General features: G+C 59.8%; 19 protein-coding genes and 2 tRNA genes. 9 read left to right on the forward strand and 12 right to left on the reverse strand.

Annotated elements, in window-relative coordinates:
• Positions 1 to 15 precede the first annotated feature (15 nt).
• Complete coding sequence (locus tag ACYG9V_RS18020; RefSeq protein WP_352764980.1) at positions 16 to 729, reverse strand: hypothetical protein; 714 nt, start codon at positions 727 to 729, stop codon at positions 16 to 18.
• Positions 730 to 1,863: 1,134 nt separating this feature from the next.
• Positions 1,864 to 2,100, reverse strand: coding sequence for a helix-turn-helix domain-containing protein (locus ACYG9V_RS18025; RefSeq protein ID WP_023694075.1), 237 nt, complete (start codon positions 2,098 to 2,100; stop codon positions 1,864 to 1,866).
• A gap of 142 nt (positions 2,101 to 2,242) precedes the next feature.
• Between ACYG9V_RS18025 and ACYG9V_RS18030 the strand changes: the two genes are divergently transcribed.
• Positions 2,243 to 2,704, forward strand: coding sequence for a helix-turn-helix domain-containing protein (locus tag ACYG9V_RS18030; RefSeq protein WP_460221992.1), 462 nt, complete (start codon positions 2,243 to 2,245; stop codon positions 2,702 to 2,704).
• A gap of 62 nt (positions 2,705 to 2,766) precedes the next feature.
• Here the strand turns inward: ACYG9V_RS18030 and ACYG9V_RS18035 are convergent, their stop codons facing one another.
• From ACYG9V_RS18035 to ACYG9V_RS18050, 4 genes are all read right to left on the reverse strand, one after another.
• Positions 2,767 to 4,020, reverse strand: a complete 1,254-nt coding sequence (locus tag ACYG9V_RS18035) for a CapA family protein (protein WP_460222071.1) — start codon at positions 4,018 to 4,020, stop codon at positions 2,767 to 2,769.
• Positions 4,021 to 4,095: 75 nt separating this feature from the next.
• Positions 4,096 to 4,944, reverse strand: a complete 849-nt coding sequence (locus ACYG9V_RS18040; protein ID WP_352764985.1) for a transporter substrate-binding domain-containing protein — start codon at positions 4,942 to 4,944, stop codon at positions 4,096 to 4,098.
• A 52-nt stretch (positions 4,945 to 4,996) separates the two neighbouring features.
• Positions 4,997 to 5,749 (reverse strand): ABC transporter permease, encoded by a 753-nt coding sequence (locus ACYG9V_RS18045; RefSeq protein WP_352764987.1) that lies wholly within the window; start codon positions 5,747 to 5,749, stop codon positions 4,997 to 4,999.
• Positions 5,750 to 5,761: 12 nt separating this feature from the next.
• Positions 5,762 to 6,421: an ABC transporter permease gene (locus ACYG9V_RS18050; protein ID WP_352764988.1), complete on the reverse strand. Its 660-nt coding sequence runs from the start codon at positions 6,419 to 6,421 to the stop codon at positions 5,762 to 5,764.
• Between the two features lie 271 nt (positions 6,422 to 6,692).
• On the opposite strand from ACYG9V_RS18050, the gene ACYG9V_RS18055 reads away from it, so the two are divergent.
• Together ACYG9V_RS18055 and ACYG9V_RS18060 are read left to right on the forward strand one after the other, a co-directional pair.
• Positions 6,693 to 7,610, forward strand: coding sequence for a LysR family transcriptional regulator (locus ACYG9V_RS18055; protein ID WP_023669156.1), 918 nt, complete (start codon positions 6,693 to 6,695; stop codon positions 7,608 to 7,610).
• A 473-nt stretch (positions 7,611 to 8,083) separates the two neighbouring features.
• Complete coding sequence (locus ACYG9V_RS18060) at positions 8,084 to 8,230, forward strand: hypothetical protein (RefSeq protein ID WP_023669155.1); 147 nt, start codon at positions 8,084 to 8,086, stop codon at positions 8,228 to 8,230.
• A gap of 130 nt (positions 8,231 to 8,360) precedes the next feature.
• Here the strand turns inward: ACYG9V_RS18060 and ACYG9V_RS18065 are convergent, their stop codons facing one another.
• A complete protein-coding gene (locus ACYG9V_RS18065) occupies positions 8,361 to 8,546 on the reverse strand; it encodes a hypothetical protein (RefSeq protein WP_156940624.1) in 186 nt (61 codons plus the stop codon).
• A gap of 87 nt (positions 8,547 to 8,633) precedes the next feature.
• Between ACYG9V_RS18065 and ACYG9V_RS18070 the strand changes: the two genes are divergently transcribed.
• From ACYG9V_RS18070 to ACYG9V_RS18085, 4 genes are all read left to right on the forward strand, one after another.
• Entirely contained in the window at positions 8,634 to 8,909 is a 276-nt protein-coding gene (locus tag ACYG9V_RS18070) for a hypothetical protein (protein ID WP_023669154.1), read from the forward strand.
• Positions 8,910 to 9,014: 105 nt separating this feature from the next.
• Positions 9,015 to 10,130, forward strand: a complete 1,116-nt coding sequence (locus ACYG9V_RS18075; protein WP_023704336.1) for a redoxin family protein — start codon at positions 9,015 to 9,017, stop codon at positions 10,128 to 10,130.
• Positions 10,131 to 10,593: 463 nt separating this feature from the next.
• A complete protein-coding gene (locus tag ACYG9V_RS18080) occupies positions 10,594 to 10,884 on the forward strand; it encodes a hypothetical protein (RefSeq protein WP_023697538.1) in 291 nt (96 codons plus the stop codon).
• The gene (locus ACYG9V_RS18085; RefSeq protein ID WP_023697539.1) at positions 10,877 to 12,064 is read left to right on the forward strand and encodes a protein kinase family protein; all 1,188 of its coding nucleotides are present in this window, start codon (positions 10,877 to 10,879) and stop codon (positions 12,062 to 12,064) included. The genes ACYG9V_RS18080 and ACYG9V_RS18085 overlap by 8 nt, the downstream gene beginning before the upstream one ends.
• 45 nt (positions 12,065 to 12,109) lie before the next feature.
• Here the strand turns inward: ACYG9V_RS18085 and ACYG9V_RS18090 are convergent.
• Positions 12,110 to 12,186 (reverse strand) — tRNA-Asp (locus ACYG9V_RS18090).
• 218 nt (positions 12,187 to 12,404) lie between these two features.
• On the opposite strand from ACYG9V_RS18090, the gene ACYG9V_RS18095 reads away from it, so the two are divergent.
• Positions 12,405 to 12,480 (forward strand) — tRNA-Val (locus ACYG9V_RS18095).
• Between the two features lie 75 nt (positions 12,481 to 12,555).
• Here the strand turns inward: ACYG9V_RS18095 and ACYG9V_RS18100 are convergent.
• On the reverse strand, positions 12,556 to 13,134 hold the full coding sequence (locus tag ACYG9V_RS18100; RefSeq protein ID WP_245260457.1) for a hypothetical protein: 579 nt from the start codon (positions 13,132 to 13,134) through the stop codon (positions 12,556 to 12,558).
• 57 nt (positions 13,135 to 13,191) lie between these two features.
• On the opposite strand from ACYG9V_RS18100, the gene ACYG9V_RS18105 reads away from it, so the two are divergent.
• On the forward strand, positions 13,192 to 14,013 hold the full coding sequence (locus ACYG9V_RS18105) for a M15 family metallopeptidase (protein WP_155923561.1): 822 nt from the start codon (positions 13,192 to 13,194) through the stop codon (positions 14,011 to 14,013).
• Here ACYG9V_RS18105 and ACYG9V_RS18110 read toward each other — a convergent pair whose 3' ends face one another.
• The 3 genes from ACYG9V_RS18110 to ACYG9V_RS18120 form a co-directional block, all read right to left on the reverse strand.
• Positions 14,014 to 14,784: an SDR family oxidoreductase gene (locus tag ACYG9V_RS18110; protein ID WP_023706421.1), complete on the reverse strand. Its 771-nt coding sequence runs from the start codon at positions 14,782 to 14,784 to the stop codon at positions 14,014 to 14,016.
• A 12-nt stretch (positions 14,785 to 14,796) separates the two neighbouring features.
• Positions 14,797 to 15,792 (reverse strand): ABC transporter permease, encoded by a 996-nt coding sequence (locus ACYG9V_RS18115; RefSeq protein ID WP_023706422.1) that lies wholly within the window; start codon positions 15,790 to 15,792, stop codon positions 14,797 to 14,799.
• Positions 15,793 to 15,952: 160 nt separating this feature from the next.
• Positions 15,953 to 16,993 carry a sugar ABC transporter substrate-binding protein gene (locus ACYG9V_RS18120; RefSeq protein ID WP_023684845.1) on the reverse strand — a complete coding sequence of 347 codons (1,041 nt, stop codon included), beginning with the start codon at positions 16,991 to 16,993 and terminating at the stop codon, positions 15,953 to 15,955.
• Positions 16,994 to 17,025 lie beyond the last annotated feature (32 nt).

Consider the following 17,025-nt stretch of genomic DNA (forward strand, 5'->3'; position numbering starts at 1 on the left):
AGCCGTGCGATCGTATCAGCAGCCGTCGAGCGCCTTAATGACTTTGATGTAGTCCTTGCCGCCCTCGTTCACGGTCGTCACTTCCGCGCGGCCAGAACATGCTGTGGCACCCTTCCTGAACGCATAGCTGACGAAGAACAAGTCATCTGCCTTCGCTTCGATGCCGAGAAGCTTAAGGGGCGCCTGCATCCCTCCGTAGAAACCACTCAGGGCCGCGGCGGAGAGAGGACCCCTGGCGCTCTTTTCAGGGACTACAAACCGCGCCGCCTCCTTGCCGTCCCCAGTGCCGAGGGCCAGGTAAAACGCCCGCACAACGGTCGCTGCGGTGGCGGGCTGTTCAGTGATGTCCTGTTCAGGCGCGATGCTCCCTACAATGGCCATCAGCGGGGCTCGGCGATTTGCGTTTTTTGGAGCCCATCGATCAACGATGCCGACAGTCACGCGGCGTCCGATCAATGATGCCATGGCGCCCTCCATGCCGCCGACCGGCACGACGTGAACCTCGCGGAAGCTGGATGCGGAATCAGCAAAGCCCTCGCCCTCAAGGCAAATGTCGGCATCCAGCTCCAGTAAGTAAGTCGGCTCGGGCTGGTCTCCTGTCTGCACGTCTTTATAGTTCGGCGGCCCGGGAAGTATTCGTCGATGGAGATCGCCGCTCAGCCGCGACGGCTGCCCTTTCGAGATATCGTAACAGGCGGCCTGGCCCCCGCTGGCCGCAGCTATGGACATCAATACGCATGCCGCAAGTCGTCTCACAGGTCGCTCCCCAAAAAGCCCACTGATGGCATTCATTCATTGAAGCTTCAACCGGTACTTGACCAAATGTATAAACCCTCAGTCGTCTCCGAGAACGATCGTCACTAAAATGTTCAATGAACATTATACTTCTCTGCCCACAGCCAGGTTTGATTGCTGCGGCGTCTTTGGGGCAGCGCGATCCTAATCGTTTGTTCCGCAAGGGTTTGCTGGACGTAATGAAGGCGTGCTCAGAGGCTTCAATGCCTATCGGCGCAACAGCTGGCATCAACGCGCACTGAATTTCCGCGGTCGTCACCGCAAAATCGTCGAAACAAAGCCAGCAGACCACACTGGTGCAGCTTTGCCAGAACCATGACGTGCCATTGGCATTACATGATCTCTTTTTGTTCTCAGAAAGTCGCATAAATGGCAGTGTGGAACTGCCGCGTAGCTAACGGACAGCTCGTCCTAGCTGCGCCATCAAAAGCGGCCCGACTGCTTGCGGCCCGTTTTCGGTAGTTCCACGCGTCGCTAGGTGTCGTTTGGCCAACCGCACCCGCGATCAACGGCTCCTAGCTTAGCAATGACCAGACGAGTTATATTCTGCTCGCCAAGCGCACTCGAGATGATTTCTACCAAGCCGCAACCTATTTCAAAGCTAGACCAGCCTCCACCAATCGCCGGAACGCTTCCGATCTGGTGGGAAGATCTGGCTGAGTGCGACGCCATTCATCTACGCGAGCAAGTAGGTCGGTCGAGAGCCGCAACTCGAAGCGTTCAGTTTTGTTGTCGACAGGATCAGGAACGTTTGACAATAGCGGTGTCCGTAATGTACGGTATGTACGTAATGTGGTCCACTTTTCGTGACCGAACGTCGTGCTCCAGCACCTCGTTCGGCCTAGCCACAACCAAACTGTCTGGAGTTCGGATCGTGGCTGATTCCGACAATACCACGACTTTGTCTCTCGTCACCCGCAGGAGAGCAATTGTGGGAACGACAAATGCAACTGCGAGACCAAGCCTAAGCGCATTCGCTTACAGCGATCTGGGCGCGAGCCGAAAACGACTCAGTGAGGTGCCTTCAGCAGCAGGACCTGAACAGAAACCATACCGCCAAACTCACCATCAAGCCCGAGGATTTAAGAGCCGGACACCTTCACCTCTCTGCCCTACGGACAAGAATTCGACCCCCGCTTTTGTCAGGGCCGCTTCAATGGCCTGCAAAGTGCTGATCCGGGAATCCACCTTGCCGTTTTCCAACCGGACCAGCGCGTTAAGGGAAACAATAGCCTTGTCAGCCAGTTCCTGCTGAGACCAACCCAGCAAAGCTCGTGCGGCTCGAATCTGTCGTGGACTGACCATGGGTCCACAATTGGCAGGCAGATTTTCTTTGCCACCAATAGGGTCTTTTTACACCCTATAAGGTATAAAAATGGCGATTCGCTTTCAGATACGTACCGACAGACTCTCTATCGGCTGATTAGTGGAGCATCGAAAGGCCTTGTTGAAACCGCAACGCTCCGTTCTCCTTCGGACGGGGGCGAAGCCAAAGATCGACAGTGACCCTCATCCCGCCGATCAGCATGTCGGCAGGCAGATTGCGACGGTTCGCGTCCAATCGGACGTCTCGCAAGCCCAGCTTGCCCGATCCATCGGCATCAGTTTCCAGCAGCTCCAGAAATACGAGAACGCGAGGAACCGCGTGAGTGCGTCGATGCTCTACAAGATCGCTACGTCGCTGGACGTTCCCGTCAGTCGCTTCTTCGACGGCCTGCCGGGGAACGATGAGACCTGCATCGAGGTGCGGCCCCTCCCGGTCGATGAGCGCCTGGATTTCATCGCCAGCGCGGAAGGTCGGCGCCTGATCGAGGGGCTAGTGAACCTTCCGCCGCGTGTGCGCGGTCGCGTCTCGTCCCTGATCGCAGCGTTGGGAGAAGAACTAGCCTTGCTGGACAAAGGCGGATAGCGAGACGGCCGGCGAATCGCCGCCGGCCGAATGCAAGACCGTCTGACGGTCGGTCGGACCCGTCAGCCGAATTTTCGTGCAGCGGGCACGGCGATGCGGCCGCAGGTCGAGGACACTTCGATTTCGACGCCGAACGCCCGCGAGCGGGTCGCAAATCCCTCGAGGATGTCTCGCGCCGCGCTTCCAGTGACGGCGACGGGTACCAGTCTGCCCGTTGCTGATCCGAGAGACTGGGCTTCCGCCCCGATCACGACGGGCAGAAGGTCTATTCCCGCGAGGTTTCCGCCCGCATCATAGCGGCACGCGGCGACGATGCTTTGCCAGACTTCCGGTGGATCCCATTCGGTTTCCTTGGGGTGGACGTGGAATAGGAAGTTTCCGAGGCCATAGAAGATCGGCGAGCCATTGTAGATCTCCACGGCCTGCAGCACCGGAGCGCCGTGACTGACGAACAGGTTGGCGCCAGCGTCGATGCACATCCGCGCAAAGGTCTGCACCCAGCGCGGCACGTCCTGCCAACCTGGTTCCCAATGATGGTGGTGCAGATAGGCAATGACGAAATCTCCTTGTGCCGCGGCGTGCCGGATGGCGGCCAGATGGACACTCGCACTCCACTGATCGACTTCGATGAGGCGGCCAAAATCGGCGGCCTGCGCGAATACGGTGCCGTAGAAATTGATCTCCTCGTCGGCCGACACCACTACCGGATCCTCCGGTTGCGCATAGTTGGCCAGTTCAAAGGGAGAGCTTTGCAAATGAGCGCTCAGCCTTGCAAGTCTACCGAAATGTCCGTCAGGCACCCCGATCTTGCGAACCGTGTGCAGGCGATTGACGCCGGGCCGAGCCGGCCGGAAGGCCGTGCGGTCTTCGGCATACATGTTGGTCGGGCCGGGGCCTGCATCCATCGCAAGAAGCGCGACTTCGCGCGCGCCCAGCCGGCGGCGGCCCGGTTTCCTGGCCTCCGTCTCGTCGGCTCCGATGCCGGCATGGAGGAAGCCGCGCGCTTCCACCTCCTCCAGCGTCGAGAGGATGCCGCCAGCGCCGAGATCGAAGGCGTGGTTGTTTGCCAGCGCAAGCGCGTTGAAACCGATAGCCTGCAATGCGTCGAGCACTTCAGCCCTGGAATATCCGAAGTACTTGCCCTTGGTCGGCCACCCGCCGTGCTGGCCGAGGATTGTCGACTCGAAGTTGGTGAAAACGACGTCGCCTTGGCGCAGGAAGTCGGCAACCGCGATGAAGCGTTCGTCTTTGACGTCACGGATGTCGTGCTTGATCAGGGATTGGCCGGTAACGACCGCGCAGAACTGGTCTTTCATGGGTGCTCGCCTTGAAGGAGGGGAGGGCGCCGGCGTTCCGGCCAGCGCCACGTCAAAGTCGAAGTCGGTTGCCGCCTATTGCGAGACGGCAGGCGAGATGTCGCTCTTGAACCATTTCAGGCTGAGCGCCTTGATCGTCCCATCCTTGGTGGCGGCGTCGATGGCCGCGTTGAAATTGGCGAGCAACTCCGTATCGTCTTTGCGCAGACCTGCGCCGACGCCCGGCCCCCAGAGCCCGCCATTCAGTTCAGGGCCGAAAAACACCACATCCGAGCCGGAAGGCGTCTCCAGAAAATCTCGCCAGGTGAAATAGTCGGCCAGACCGCCGTCGATGCGACCTGCGGCAAGATCGAGCTTCATGTTGTCCTGGCTGTCATAACTGCGAATGGTCACGACATCGCCCAGCATTTCCTTCACGACTGCTTCCGAATTTGACGAGCGCAAGGCCCCGATCGCCCTGCCGGCGAGTGTCGATCTGAGGCGTTCGATTGTCGCCTTTTCCTTGTCGCCGATGCTCGAGAGGTTGACCTTCTGCTTGATGTCGCCAGGATCGAGACCCAGGTCCTTGCGCACAACGAACTGGTTGAAGCCGGTGGCGTAGGGAACTGAGAACGCGATCTTCTGCTTGCGTTTTTCCGTGATCGCCATGCCAGACATGATCACGTCGAACTTGCCGACAAGCAGTGCCGGGATGATCCCGTCCCAATCCTGCGGGACAAAGGTACATTTGATCTCGATGCGACGACACAGCTCCTGTCCGACATCGATATCGTAGCCGTAAAGTTGACCGTTCGCGTCGGTAGAGTCCCAAGGCGGCGAAGCACCTTCGGAGGCGATCGAAATGACGCGCTCGCTTTGCGCGCCGGCCGGGAATACCGACATCAGGGACGCGATAGAAACGGCAATAGCTACGGGTATGCGCATGATGCACCTCTTCGTTGGTTTGGATGGGAAGGGCAGTTCAAAAGCCGCGGCGTCAGGGCAGGGGTGGCATCGTGATCTCGTGATCAGGCAAGGCCGGGCGCAAGCGCTGCTTTCGTCGATGCACCGGATGGCCGTCGGTCGAAAGCCATCGCTCCAGAAGCTGGATCGCTTTTACGGCGATCGAGGTGAGCGATAGGTAGATCGCTCCGGCGACGATGAAGATCTCGTACGGCGCGAACGTGGTCGACACCATCTGTCTCGCCATGCCGGTGATCTCGAGCAGCGTTACGGTGCTCGCAAGAGACGAACCCTTGATCATCCCGACGATCTCGTTGCCGTAGGCCGGGAGCGATATCCTGAAAGCGATCGGGAAGGTGACCAGGCGAGCGATCTGGAAGCGTTTCAAGCCGAGAGACGTGGCCGCCTCGGTGACACCCTTAGGCACGGACTGGAGACCACGGCACAGGATCTCGGTGGTGTGTGCCGCGCTGTTCAGCGAAAATGTCAGAAGGGCGCACCAGAAAGGATCCCGCAGGATGACCCAGAAGATGCTGGCCCGCACCCCCTCGATCTGAGCGAGGCCGTAATAGAGCAGGAAGAGCTGAACAAGCATCGGCGTTCCGCGGATCACATAGGTGTATGAGAGCACTGCGAGCGAGAGGCCGGGGCGTCCGAAAGCGCGCATGAAGGCCAGCGGCACGGACAGAAGAAATCCGGCCGTCAGCGACAACACCGTCAGGATCAATGTAAGACCGATGCCCGAGGGCAAGACAACCAGTGCGTCAAATATCAAGCCGAGGTTCATGGGCCTTCCCTCCTACCGGCCGAGAGCCGGATAGCGCCGCTCAGTCAGCCGGATCGACAGCAACGTGACGGTGGTCAGCGACAGATAGAGAGCGGAGGCCGCAAGGTAGAAGGTCAATGGTGCGCGCAAGGATCCGGCCCCCACATACGCAACGCGCATGATGTCGGTCAGGCCAACGATCGAAACCAGTGCGGTATCCTTGAAGAGCGAAATCCAGAGATTGCCATAGGCAGGCAGCGCCAGCCGCAGCATTTGAGGTCCGATGACGAACATCCAGCGTTGCCAGGCGTTCAGGCCAAGCGACTTTGCCGCTTCGGTTTGACCCGCTGGCACCGCCGCGATCGCTCCGCGAAACACTTCGGTCGCATAACCGCTGAAAACGACCGAGAGCGCGACAACGCCTGCGGTGAATGCGTTCACCTCGACATACCGGCCGGCGATCTTGCTGGCGAGCGTGGTTCCGCCGAAGTAGATGAGCAGGATAATCAGAAGTTCTGGTACACCCCGGACGACTGTGGTGTAGGCGGTCACGACCGCGTTGAGGCGCGGTTTTGCCGTGCCCTTCGAAATCGCCAAAAACAAGCCAAATGCCGTACCCAGGCAGCCGCTGACTAGGGCCAGGCTGATGGTCACGGTGAGTGCGACAACAAACTGAGTAGTAAAACCACCCATGGGGCGCTTTCCTCGACTCGCAATTACCGAAGGTTACGCCGGCCTTTGTCACTCAGACCAAGTCGTATAACCCAAGGTTGCGGATTGTTATATTTTGTAATCTGGAGTTAATTTAGGGTATTGGCTAATTCTAGCGCTTGAAATTACACACTCAATCTATAATTTTTATTATTTAATCTATAACCAACCGTTATATACCAAGGCGGTTCGTTGCTCCTAGGTTGGCGTGATCCGCTTCCCGGGTAGCGTTGTCAGGGAAAGGTGCGCGGGGATGGAGCTTCTGCAGAGCGACCTCAAGCTCCGTCAGTTGAAGGTCTTCCGGGAAGTGTTGCGGGCCGGTTCGACACGGCGAGCAGCGGTTGCGCTCGGGATAAGCCAGCCGGCCGTCAGTCAACATGTGAAGCAGCTCGAGACCACGCTCGGCATCACACTGTTCAAGCGATCAGCCAACCGCATCGTCCCCTTGCAGGAAGCCTGGGAACTCCTGCGAAACGTGGAACTTGCCCTGACGTCCCTGGATCGGCTGGAAGCGTCGATCTTCGCAATGAAGAACGAGGAAAAGCAACGGATCGCGATTGCCGCGCCTTCTGTTTTCGGTTTCGTGACCTTGCCCAAGGTCGTGGCGATCATCCACTCAAAGACCGCTTCGAATGTCCGGTCGATTTCTGGAAGCTACGAGCAGATCGGCGAACACATCCTGGCCGGCCGTGCCGATCTCGGCATCTCGAGACTGCCGCTGGATCCACGTCTGTTTGAGTGGGCGCCGCTTGGGTCGGCTCGCAACGTATGCATCTTCCATCCCGACCACCGCTTTTCGAAACAGACCTGTATCGAGGCGCAAGACCTGGCAGGCGAGACGATCGTCGATATCGATCCCCAGTTCGCCGCTCATCAAATGAACTTCAACGCCTTGCGCTTCGCCGGCGTTGAGCCAGACATACTGGTGGAATTCGATTGCAACGGTCACGAAGCCGGATACGTCTCGGCTGGCCTGGGCATTTCGATCACAAACGAGATCATCGCGCGTGAGTACGCGGCGTTTCAGCTGGGAGTAAGGCCAGTAGAACCGTCCGCGCTCTATCACTACGTTGCGATTTGGCAGAGGGGCAGGACCTTTTCCAACGCGTTGAATGTATCTCTCGAGGCCACAATCGCTGCGTTTTCGAATATGCCGACTACGAGAGGGTGAATATCTCGTGAGGGATGGTGGCCTGCGATACTGCGTCTCCGGCTTCCCCGGGGTCCTTTTCACTGCTGGAGATGGTGACGTGTCCGCCGGAGCTTACCGCCTGGCTTCTGGTTAGGCGCGCTTGAACGGTGACGTCTGTCAGGACCACCTGATAACGGCGCGATTACAAAGGAACGCCAGCAGGTGTTGGAAAATGGCGGCGATTAAGGCTGCCCTGTTGCTCCTGCTTGCCCGCGAGGTCCTCACTTATTGGATTTCTTTGGATATTGGCTCGAGGAACAAGAGATAGGACCGATTAGGATCGGAGCCTGCGGGCCACCCGAGGATCACCGACTGCATCTGAGGTATTCTCTTGGCAGCGATACTCTTCACTTATTCGTAGACCAGCACATAAGTATTGCCGACACTATCGTTCAATGGATTTGCGGCCGCCGTCAGTCGATTACTAGCGCATTCAACACAGGAGATATGCCATGCGCGATCAAGGGCTTAGCAATTCACGTGTCGCAGCAATCATCAAAACGAAGAACGAAGTCAGCGTCAATCAGGCGCGGTGGATACTCATTCCGCTGTTCGGATTGTGGATCTTGGTTCCCGCTGCGGGCATGATCCTCGGGTGAAGAAATGACCCCGGCTGTGAGTGCAGCCAGGGCGCTGGAGAAAGTCCGATCCGAACTGCACGCACTACTCGGATCATGAGCCTGTGCTGCTCTGACCGCATCGATTGCGCACGAGGTACACCAGCGGGTTTCAGGCATTATCGCCAATGCCGGCACCTGCCTCGGGCATTGGCGGCTGATCGACAAAACGTCGATGGAGCGCTGGGAATTGCGCGGCGTTCCATTCGGGACGGCAATCGGGCGGCGAGGTGGGCGTCGGTACAAAAGTATTGCCGATACCAACGTGCAATAGCATCCAAAAGATTGCGTAGGTCATCTCCATATCACTTCTGACCCTCGTCAGATGTACCTTTGGACGCCCATCGTCATTGGGACGATGGCGAAAACAAGAGAGGTCTACACCATGAACATCAAAGCGATTGGTCTCGGTGCATTTGCACTTTTTTGTGTCGGCAGCACAGCCCTCGCCGGCGCACTCGACGTCGTCGACAACATCGGGCCATTCTACACTGACGCCTCGATGAAGGCCCTGAAGCCTATGCCTGAGTTCAAGGCGGTCTTCATGGCCAAGCCGAAGCCCATGCGCGAAATGATCATGCGCGAATGCAACGACGCGGCGATGAGCAAGCCCTACGCCGAGTTCTGCGCCAACGTGAATGCCCTCGGCGGGATGAAATAGTCCCCGTCATTGCCCCCGCGAACGGCGCCTAAAATGATGGCGGGCAAGCCCGCCATCAATTTTCCGCGCGGAAGACCACAATCAAACCATGGAGGGAGTTCGCGCATGAAGACGAACCTCTTGTTGGCCTCGTTCCTACTCATCACTTCGATTGGGCTGCCGAATGGCAGTTTTGGGGCCGACGCTATGGGACTATCGATGAGTTCCAAAGGATCGCAGGGCTCATCCGTCCAGGGCTCGATTTTCGGCTGGTTTGCCGGCCAATCGGAGTTGGCGTCAATCACGCAAGCCGAAGAGTGGCTCAATTCGCCACCACTGACGCCGACGGCACTCCGTGGAAAAGTCGTCCTTGTCAGTTTCTGGACTTACACCTGTATCAACTGGATGCGCGCACAGCCCTATCTCCGCGCTTGGTCGGAAAAATACCGAAACCAGGGGTTGGTCGTGATCGGCGTCCACTCGCCGGAGTTCCGGTTTGAGAAGAACATCGACAACGTCCGCCGAGAGGTGAAAGCGCTGGGGGTCGACTATCCCGTCGCCGTCGACAGCAAGGGAGCGATCTGGAGCGCTTTCAACAACAACTTCTGGCCGGCATTCTATTTCATCGATGCTCAAGGGCGAGTGCGTGATCAGCATTTCGGTGAAGGATCCTACAACGAGTCCGAGAAGATCATTCAGCGATTGCTGGCAGAGGGTGGCAACGAGGTCGGAGGCAGTGATCTGGTGTCGGTCGATGCGCGCGGCCTCGAAGCCGCAGCCGACAAAGCCAACCTGAAGTCTCGGGAAAATTATGTTGGCTATGAACGTACCCAAGGCTTTGCGTCCCTTGGCGGAGTAATTCGCAACAAGCCGCATCTCTTCGAAGCGCCGGCACAGTTGCGCCCGAACGAATGGGCGCTTACGGGCGACTGGATCATGGGAAGCGACGGCGTGTCGGCGAAAAGGGCCAATGGCCGCATAACGTACCGCTTTCACGCCCGCGATCTGCATCTTGTTATGGGGCCGGCATCGCCGGGATCGTCCGTAGAGTTCCGCGTCCTTGTCGATGGTCACCCACCAGGCGGATCTCACGGACTTGACGTTGATGAACACGGCAACGGAACGGTAAGCGAACAACGCCTGTTCCAGCTTATCCGACAACTAGGGCCGATCGTAGATCGCCAATTCGACATCGAATTTTTTGGCCCCGGCGTCGAGGTATTCTGCTTCACGTTTGGCTGATTACCAAGCTGTCGCCGATCCCCGCGACCTCCTTGATCGAGCCGAGCAAAAGCGGGATTACCAGTGGACGCTCCATTCTCTCAATTGGGCGCGGAAATTCCTTCTTTTCATCATCTTGAATAACAGCTGTCTAGAGGCGTCAAAGCTAACGCTGGCTCATTCAACCATAACCTTATCCGCGATATTTAGGGCAGAGCATCAGGAAAGCTGGTGCCGCGAATATGCCGCCTGTGGCGCCCGGGCGTAGCGGCTCCGAAGCCGCCGATTATAAGTATTCTCGCCCTGTGGCTGCCGATTCTGCGATTAAGAATTGGATGAATAGGCATGGGGGAGAAAGGCCGCTATTCTAAGCCTCGTTCACCTTCGATGCAGGAATAACGAGATCACGGAGTAGGAAAATCGCATGCTATGCGACAAGGCGCCCATCCCCTGCCCGATGGATGGTGAATAGAGTTGTGGTGTCATGAGCCAAACCCACACACTACAACCGTCATCTATCCGCTTCCCGGTGCAACCGCGGCTGGTACCGGCGATCAAGGCGGCGCGTTATCTGCACCTGACGCTGCGGGAATTCATGGAATTGCTGCCCTCGTTGCAGGATCAAGGCTTTCCCAAGTCCTGCCCAATTACCGGCAACTACGACCTGGTTGCGATCGACGCCTGGTTGGATCGACGCGCGGGTCTTGCAGGATCAGGATCCGGCGCGCAGTCTAGCATCGACATTGCAAGAGCGAGGCTGGCGACCCTTGGGTAAGATCAAGTTGAAGCACTACGTCATTCGTAAGGGCAAATACGGCTACTGGCTGCCGACGCCTAAGATGATCGAAGCTGGCTTCGAATGCATTTCCTGTGGAATCGACGGGCCTAAGGCCTGGACGATCGCCAGGGAGTGGGAAGACCGCTGGCAGGAATTTCGCAAGGGCAGGGAGCCGTCGCGCCTGCATGTATGGCCAAAGGATTCGATCGGCGACGCCTTCGCACGCTACCGCCGCATGGATGCATGGAGGCGCAAGCCACCGCGCACCCGCGAGGATTGGGAGCGCGGCTGGACCTTCATCGAGCCGTACTTCGCCGACCTGCCGCCAGCCGACATCACGCTCGAGCTGCTCGACGACTGGTATGGCCGTCTGCTGCGGGTCAAGGGGGTCGACACCGCCTACCGTGCCGTAAAGACGTGGCGTTCGCTCTACAATGTCATGGCAGGCATGAAGCTATGCCCACCTGGCTCCGACCCATCGCAGGCGATCCGCCGCCAGACGCCAACACCGCGGCACCAGACGTGGACGGCAGGCGAGGCCGTGCGCATGGTCAAGGGCGCCTGGCGCGCCGGCTACCGCGGACTGGCGTGCATCATCGCCGTTGCGTGGGACACGAGCTTCTCACCGGTCGACGTACGCACGCTCACACCGGCGCAGGCAATGCAGACAGCACAGGAATGGGGTTTTCTGATTGCACGCAGCAAGAGTGGCGAGGCGGCTTTCGGCACGCTGTCGTCACGCACGCAGCGCCTGGTGCTGGCCTATGTCGAATCATTGGGCGTCACCCTGCTTGACGATGCGCCGATCTTTCGCTCGCGCGGTTTCGCGCCGGGCCCGAAGGGCGGCCGGCCGCGCGCCGGCGTGCCTTACACGAAGGATTCCCTGGTCGACGACTTCGCCGATCTGCGCACGCTGGTGTTCGGGACAGCGGAGAAGCGGCGCCTGATGGACATGCGGCGTTCCGGCGCGGTCGAGGCGAATGCCGGAGGCGCGTCGGTCGAGGCAATCTCGGCCAAGATGGGCAATTCGATCGACGAGAACAAGGCGCTGCAGAAGACCTATATGCCGGTCAATCTGGCCGCCGTCCGCTCAGCCGATGCCAGCCGCCGCAAGGGCAGAACGCTGCTTGGCCTGGAACGGAACGAATACAGAAAGTTGAAACTCTCCGGAGAATGAGAGTTGAAACTTTTCAAGGGGCGGTAGCTAACCCCTTGAAATTAATGGCGCGAGTGACGGGGCTCGAACCCGCGACCTCCGGCGTGACAGGCCGGCACTCTAACCAACTGAGCTACACCCGCGCATTGGACGAGCACGTGTCAGCCGTGTTCGTCGTTGGGGCGGTGGATAAGGGGTTCGCCACCGGGTGTCAAGCGCAGCTGGACAGCATAAACGCAAACAGGAGAAGGTTTTTTGACGGGCGGCACTTTGCCCGCGAAAACCACTGTGCGGCTAAGCTCGCAGCTGTTCATTTGGCCTTGCGAAGCCGGTTGCGACCGCTTAAAGGTCCGGCCGGAGCGGGCGATTAGCTCAGTTGGTAGAGCGCTTCGTTTACACCGAAGATGTCGGCGGTTCGAGCCCGTCATCGCCCACCATATCCCGGCCGACCATATCTCGAATGCCGGGCGCGGCCGCAATGAGCCGCACCCGCACTTCTTTCCCAGTGCAACCTATCGCTTGACGTAGCAGTTCTTCTTCACGCGGCGGATGGGATCCTCGCCAAAGGCGTCGACGCTGCATGTGACGCCGTTCCTGAATACGCCCTGGACGTACTGGCCACGCGCCCCGTATCTCACCAGTTTGCGGCCACGGAACTCGCAGAACCGCCCCTCCGAGGCGCAGGCCACCCATCTGCCGCCGCCCTGGCCGTAGTCGTCATCACCGTAATTGTCATCGTCGTTGTTGTCGCCATAGTCGTCACCGCCGCCGCGCCTCACGATATAGCAAGCCTTGTCGCGGCCGGGCGCCGGGTCGCCAAAGACGCGATTCGTACACGGCACGGCACGACGATCGATGAAGCGCGAAGTGGTCTGCCCGCGCGCGCCGTAGACCACTTCCGAGGGGTAGGGCAGGCGGCAGATTTCGCCTTCGTCGGCGCATCGCTGCATCCGCTGGGCGGATGCGGTGGCTGGAAAAAGAATAGAGACGGACGAGGCCAGGCCGACCAGGCAGATGAATGTAAACGTCATCCGGATCAAAGCATTGAAGGTTTTTGACACGATTTGTCTCCCGTTCGATTCGACCAGCATGGTACAGCAGCCTTGTTAAATACACGATGAACGAAAGCCCTCCGGGAAGGCAGGACAATGATGGATCATCCAGGGCGCCTGATGCTGCGGTTGCTGTTCGCATTGGCAATCGTCGGCACTGGACGCTTCGCCTATGCAGGGAATGCGGGCGACGGCGTCGACCAGCCGGCCGCCAAGGCTGCCTTGCTCAAGGCCTATCCCGGACTTTTCACCATCTCGGGCAATGTGCTGTCCTGGACCGACGGCACCACGATGATGTGGGACGACGGCAAGGCGCGCGACGCCGACGCGCTGCTTGAGAGCCCCGACATCGAAGACATGTTTCGCTACGTCTATCCCAGAGCAGCCGAGGGCGCGCTGGTCCCGGCGGAGGATTTCGATCCCGGCCGTATCCGCAATGAACCTTTCTTCGAGAAGCTCTACGGGGCAAGTGCCGCCGAGGTGGGCAAGCACATCGCCAACGTCAAATGGTTGCCGAAGCTCGGCAAGAAGACCGTGCAGGTCACCAGGATTTTCGGCATCAACGACCGGCTGGGCAAGGTCTCCGCTGCGCTTGAGGCGATGCCCGCGGAGCTGAGCCGTTACGGGCTCAAGCCCGGCGGCGGCTTTGTCTGGCGGCCGATCGCCGGCACCGACCGCTTGAGCGTTCACTCGTTCGGAGCGGCCTTCGATATCAATGTCGGCTTCTCCGACTATTGGTACAACAACAGGAACAAAACCAACCCGAAGGCCCACATTCCCTTCAAGAACCGGATTCCGCTGGAAATCGTGGAATTTTTCGAGAAAAACGGCTTCATCTGGGGCGGGCGCTGGTATCACTACGACACCATGCACTTCGAGTACCGGCCTGAGTTGCTGCTGTACAAGAAATCCGGCTGATCACGGCGGCAGCAGCCGGAAATCCTTGCCTTCGGGCAGCAACTGGCCGCCGTCGACGACGATGGTGGTGCCGGTGATGTAGCTGGCATCGTCGGAGGCGAGGAACAGGAAGGCGTTGGCGACGTCGCGCGGACTGCCGAGGCGTCCGAGCGGGATCGAATCCTCCATGTTCTTGATGTAGGCGGCGCCGCGATGCAGCTCGATCGCTTCGGTCAGGATGTTGCCGGGCTCGACGCCGTTGACGGTGATGCCGTAGCCCGAAAATTCCAGCGCCGCCGAGCGGATGAAGCCGTTGATGCCGGCCTTGCTGGCGGCATAGTGGCCGTGGCCGGGGCTGGTGACGTGCGGACCGGTGATCGACGAGGTGTAGAGCATGCGCCCGTAACCTTGCGCCTTCATCGGCGCCAGCGCCGCCAGCGTGGCGTTGAACGTGCCGCGCAGATTGACCGCCATCACCCGGTCCCAGTCGTCCGGGCTGGTGTTTTCGATCAGCTGCCAGGGATAGATGCCGGCATTCTGCACGACGATGTCGAGGCGGCCATGGCGGCTCAGCGCCAGCGCCACCGCAGCTTCTGCATCGGCCATTTGCGAGATGTCGGTGCGAATGAAATCCGCGCCGAGCTCGTCCGCGGTCGCCTGGCCGGCTTCGGCCTCGCTGTCGGCCAGGACCAGCCTTGCGCCTTCTTCGGCAAAGCGCTGGGCGATGCCCTTGCCGATGCCGCGCGCGCTGCCGACGATCAGCGCGACCTTGCTTTCGAGCCGTCCTGTCATGCCAGCCGTCTCCTATGCCAGTCTTTGGCGAATGGTTTGCTTGAAGGCGTCGAGCAGCACGGCGGCGAGCACCAAAAGGCCGTGGATCACCTGGGTGAAATTCGCCGGCAGGCCCATCAGATTGATCGCCGTGTTGATAGAGGAGAGCAGCAGCACGCCGGCATAGACCCCGGGCAAGGTGCCGACGCCGCCTTTCAGGCTGACGCCGCCGATGACGACGGCGGCAAAGGCGTTGAACAACAGCCCGGTCCCGAGATTGGCGGTGGCGCCCGAGGTGCGGATGGCGAGCAGCCAGCCGGCGAGGCCGGCGATGGCGCCAGCCAGCACGAAGGCGATGATCAGGTTGCGGTTGACGCGGATGCCGGCGCGGAAGGTCGCTGTCTCATTGCCGCCGATCATTACGAGGTGGCGGCCGAACGGCGTCTTGGCCATGAGCAGCGAGAACAGGACGAAACAGGCGACGGCGATCCAGGCGGTCAGCGGCAGGCCGGCCATTCGCTGGATGCCGAACCAGCGGATGGCCGGCGCCAGATCCTGTGCCGAGCGGCCGCCGGAAATCACCAGCACCAGGCCGCGCACCCAGATGTAGGACGCCAGCGTAATGATAAAGGCGCTCATCTTCACCTTGACCACGAGATAGCCGTTGAAGGCGCCGATGAGGCCGCCGACGGCCAGCGCAACCAGCAGCGAAACCGGAACCATCAGCCATTGCGGATTGAGCTGTATGCCCATGCCGATGCCCGATGAGCAGAACAGGATGCCGACCGCCATGGCGCTGAGTGCGGCTACCGATTCCACCGACAGGTCCATATGGCCGGCAATGATGACCAGCGACAGGCCGATCGACATCACGCCGAGAACGCTCGAGGCCTCGATGATGTTGGCGAAGATGCCGAGCTGGAAGTAGTTGGGGACGAAGACGGAAAAGACAACCAGCACAAAGATCAGCATGAACCAGACGAGGTTGTCGAGGACGAACTCCAGGGCTTTGCGGCTGCGCGGGTTCATGGGCTGATCCGGTTGGCGCCCCCGAGAAAATCAGGCTGAGAAATCAACTCGATTTCGTCGGGTTCAGGCGCGGGTTTAGGTTCGCCACGGTGTCCTGGGACGCGGCGTCGTGAATGGGCAGGCTCCGGGCCGCAATGGCCCGGAGCGCTTCGCTAGGCGACTATTCGACAGACTTGATCGTGTCCGTCGGCGGCTTCTGGTTGCCCCAGAAGGCCGGATTGTCGACGTTTTCCTTGGTGATGGCGGCGCCCGGGATCTTGATGTTGGGGCCCCAGCTCTCCTTGGTCACGGTCGACTTCAAGCCGAGCACGTCATACTCGCCAGGCTTGATTTCCTGCTTGCCGGCGATCTTGTCCATGAACATCGCCACGGCCGCGGCCTGCGCGTAGAGCGGCTGCTCGACTTCGACATTGAGCCAGCCCTTGCGGATCAGGTCGAGACCGACCGGAGCGCCGTTCGAGCTCATCAGCATGACGTCGCCCGGCTTCTTGCCGGCGGCCTCGAGCGAGGCGACGGCTGCGACCGACAGGTGCGCGGCATGGCTGAAGATCAGGTCGATGTCGGGGTTGGCGAGCATCTGGTCGGCAACGATCGTGCCGGCGTTGCTGGCTTCCCATTGCATGGCCGGCAGCGAGATGATCTTGACGTCAGGAAACGCCTTCAACTTCTCCTCGAAACCCTTCTGGATGTCGAGCGTGTAGGGATCGCCGGGATCGCCGAGCACCTGCAGGATCTTGCCCTTCACAGAACCGTTCTTGGCGGTCAGAAGCTTTTGCGCCTGCTCGGCGGCGACGTAGCCGATCTCGACCGTGCCCGCCACCGAGGTGAAATCCGACGGGGTCGAGGTGATCTGGCGGTCGAACTCGACCACCGGGATGCCGGCCGCACGCGCCGCTTCGATGGACGGCTTCAGCGCGTTGAAATCGACGGCGGCCAGGATGATCGCCGCCGGCTTCAGCGCAATGACGTCGTTCATCTGCGATTGCTGCGCGTCGGTCTTGTTGTCGGCGTTGAGTGTTTTCACCTCATAGCCGACCTGCTTGAGGAACAGCTCCAGCGCGCTCACCGAGCCGGTCTGGAATTCATCGAGCAGGGTCGGGACCATATAATAGACGGTGCCCTTGGTCTGGGACATTGCCGGCGTGAGCGAGGCAAGAGCCAGTGCCAGGATACCGAAGACAAGAACCAGTATTCGCTTCATGTCGTTCGCTCCTCTTTTATACCGGACCCCTC

This window comes from Mesorhizobium sp. W016 (genome assembly GCF_054719485.1).

What these genes read in the sequence shown, in the direction of transcription:
- ACYG9V_RS18045 (WP_352764987.1), bottom strand. Translation starts at nt 5,749, where the DNA reads ATGAACCTCGGCTTGATATTTGACGCACTGGTTGTCTTGCCCTCGGGC.
- ACYG9V_RS18035 (WP_460222071.1), bottom strand. Translation starts at nt 4,020, where the DNA reads ATGAAAGACCAGTTCTGCGCGGTCGTTACCGGCCAATCCCTGATCAAG.
- ACYG9V_RS18075 (WP_023704336.1), top strand. Translation starts at nt 9,015, where the DNA reads ATGAAGACGAACCTCTTGTTGGCCTCGTTCCTACTCATCACTTCGATT.
- ACYG9V_RS18050 (WP_352764988.1), bottom strand. Translation starts at nt 6,421, where the DNA reads ATGGGTGGTTTTACTACTCAGTTTGTTGTCGCACTCACCGTGACCATC.
- ACYG9V_RS18060 (WP_023669155.1), top strand. Translation starts at nt 8,084, where the DNA reads ATGCGCGATCAAGGGCTTAGCAATTCACGTGTCGCAGCAATCATCAAA.
- ACYG9V_RS18070 (WP_023669154.1), top strand. Translation starts at nt 8,634, where the DNA reads ATGAACATCAAAGCGATTGGTCTCGGTGCATTTGCACTTTTTTGTGTC.
- ACYG9V_RS18115 (WP_023706422.1), bottom strand. Translation starts at nt 15,792, where the DNA reads ATGAACCCGCGCAGCCGCAAAGCCCTGGAGTTCGTCCTCGACAACCTC.
- ACYG9V_RS18080 (WP_023697538.1), top strand. Translation starts at nt 10,594, where the DNA reads ATGAGCCAAACCCACACACTACAACCGTCATCTATCCGCTTCCCGGTG.
- ACYG9V_RS18105 (WP_155923561.1), top strand. Translation starts at nt 13,192, where the DNA reads ATGATGGATCATCCAGGGCGCCTGATGCTGCGGTTGCTGTTCGCATTG.
- ACYG9V_RS18120 (WP_023684845.1), bottom strand. Translation starts at nt 16,993, where the DNA reads ATGAAGCGAATACTGGTTCTTGTCTTCGGTATCCTGGCACTGGCTCTT.
- ACYG9V_RS18040 (WP_352764985.1), bottom strand. Translation starts at nt 4,944, where the DNA reads ATGCGCATACCCGTAGCTATTGCCGTTTCTATCGCGTCCCTGATGTCG.
- ACYG9V_RS18020 (WP_352764980.1), bottom strand. Translation starts at nt 729, where the DNA reads ATGTCCATAGCTGCGGCCAGCGGGGGCCAGGCCGCCTGTTACGATATC.
- ACYG9V_RS18110 (WP_023706421.1), bottom strand. Translation starts at nt 14,784, where the DNA reads ATGACAGGACGGCTCGAAAGCAAGGTCGCGCTGATCGTCGGCAGCGCG.
- ACYG9V_RS18100 (WP_245260457.1), bottom strand. Translation starts at nt 13,134, where the DNA reads ATGCTGGTCGAATCGAACGGGAGACAAATCGTGTCAAAAACCTTCAAT.
- ACYG9V_RS18065 (WP_156940624.1), bottom strand. Translation starts at nt 8,546, where the DNA reads ATGACCTACGCAATCTTTTGGATGCTATTGCACGTTGGTATCGGCAAT.
- ACYG9V_RS18055 (WP_023669156.1), top strand. Translation starts at nt 6,693, where the DNA reads ATGGAGCTTCTGCAGAGCGACCTCAAGCTCCGTCAGTTGAAGGTCTTC.
- ACYG9V_RS18025 (WP_023694075.1), bottom strand. Translation starts at nt 2,100, where the DNA reads ATGGTCAGTCCACGACAGATTCGAGCCGCACGAGCTTTGCTGGGTTGG.